Source organism: Polynucleobacter sp. AP-Reno-20A-A9 (assembly GCF_018882085.1).
Classification (GTDB): Bacteria; Pseudomonadota; Gammaproteobacteria; order Burkholderiales; family Burkholderiaceae; genus Polynucleobacter.
Genome location: NZ_JACVPB010000028.1, coordinates 1 through 879 on the forward strand (window position 1 = coordinate 1; position 879 = coordinate 879).

2 protein-coding genes are annotated in these 879 nt (G+C 40.6%); one reads left to right on the forward strand and one right to left on the reverse strand.

Features of this window, described 5'->3' with window-relative positions:
• The coding region (locus ICN39_RS11310; protein ID WP_370623727.1) for a transposase at positions 1-61 on the reverse strand (61 nt) is incomplete at its 3' end.
• Positions 62-306: 245 nt separating this feature from the next.
• Between ICN39_RS11310 and ICN39_RS11060 the strand changes: the two genes are divergently transcribed.
• Positions 307-810, forward strand: a complete 504-nt coding sequence (locus ICN39_RS11060) for a universal stress protein (protein ID WP_216234160.1) — start codon at positions 307-309, stop codon at positions 808-810.
• Positions 811-879: the final 69 nt, after the last annotated feature.

The following is an 879-nucleotide window of genomic DNA, read 5'->3' on the forward strand; positions in this document are numbered from 1 at the left end:
CAACTACCTGTTTGACTGCCTCTAACTTGAACTCTTCAGTAAACCGTCTTCTTGTACTCATGACACACCTCCTAATAGACTAAATATTAGGCTAGAAAGTGTCTATAGAAGTAGTAGCGATTCAAAAAAAATTAACGTGAGGCAAGCAAACCGGTGGGCGGACATTGCGCTGTTATTGCAAATAACATTGCCTATGAAGGCTGAATTATTAGTCTTTATTTTGATTTAAATCAAACTTAGTAGACGATTACTGTATAAGATAAAAACATAAGATCAGTATTTGGTATTAACCAATCGGTAGATGATATGTATAAAAAAATATTAGTAGCAGTAGACAATAGTGATACCGGGAAATTAGCCCTTAAGGAGGCTGTCAAGATCGCTAAAGAGCTTGGGTCAAAGTTACGTATAGTCTATGTGATCGATTCCTTTAATGTTTATCCTGCAGCCGAGTATGTGAGCTATGAAGATTTGAAGGAGTCGATGGAGCAAGAGGGTAAATTAATTCTTGATGCTGCAAAGGCTAGTTTAAAGTCATCCGCAATCTCATTCAGCCAGCATCTTTTGAAAACTACCACGAAAAAACCAAGAATTGCCGAAGCAATTGCTGCTGATGCAGAAAAATGGGGGGCGGACTTAATTGTTGTCGGGACCCACGGACGGCGAGGTTTCAGTCACTTTCTGCTAGGAAGCGTTGCCGAATCAATTATTCGCGCGGCAACTAAGCCTATCTTGCTAATTCGCGGTGGCGTTGACCTGTCTGGTTTTATCGGACCAATTTCATCTAGAAACTCTGGCTCCCGTTATTAATTCCTTTTGCCATCCAGCGACAAACTCTGTTGGGGTTTGATAATCCAAACTTGAGTGTGGCCTGATTAA

What these genes read in the sequence shown, in the direction of transcription:
- ICN39_RS11060 (WP_216234160.1), top strand. Translation starts at nt 307, where the DNA reads ATGTATAAAAAAATATTAGTAGCAGTAGACAATAGTGATACCGGGAAA.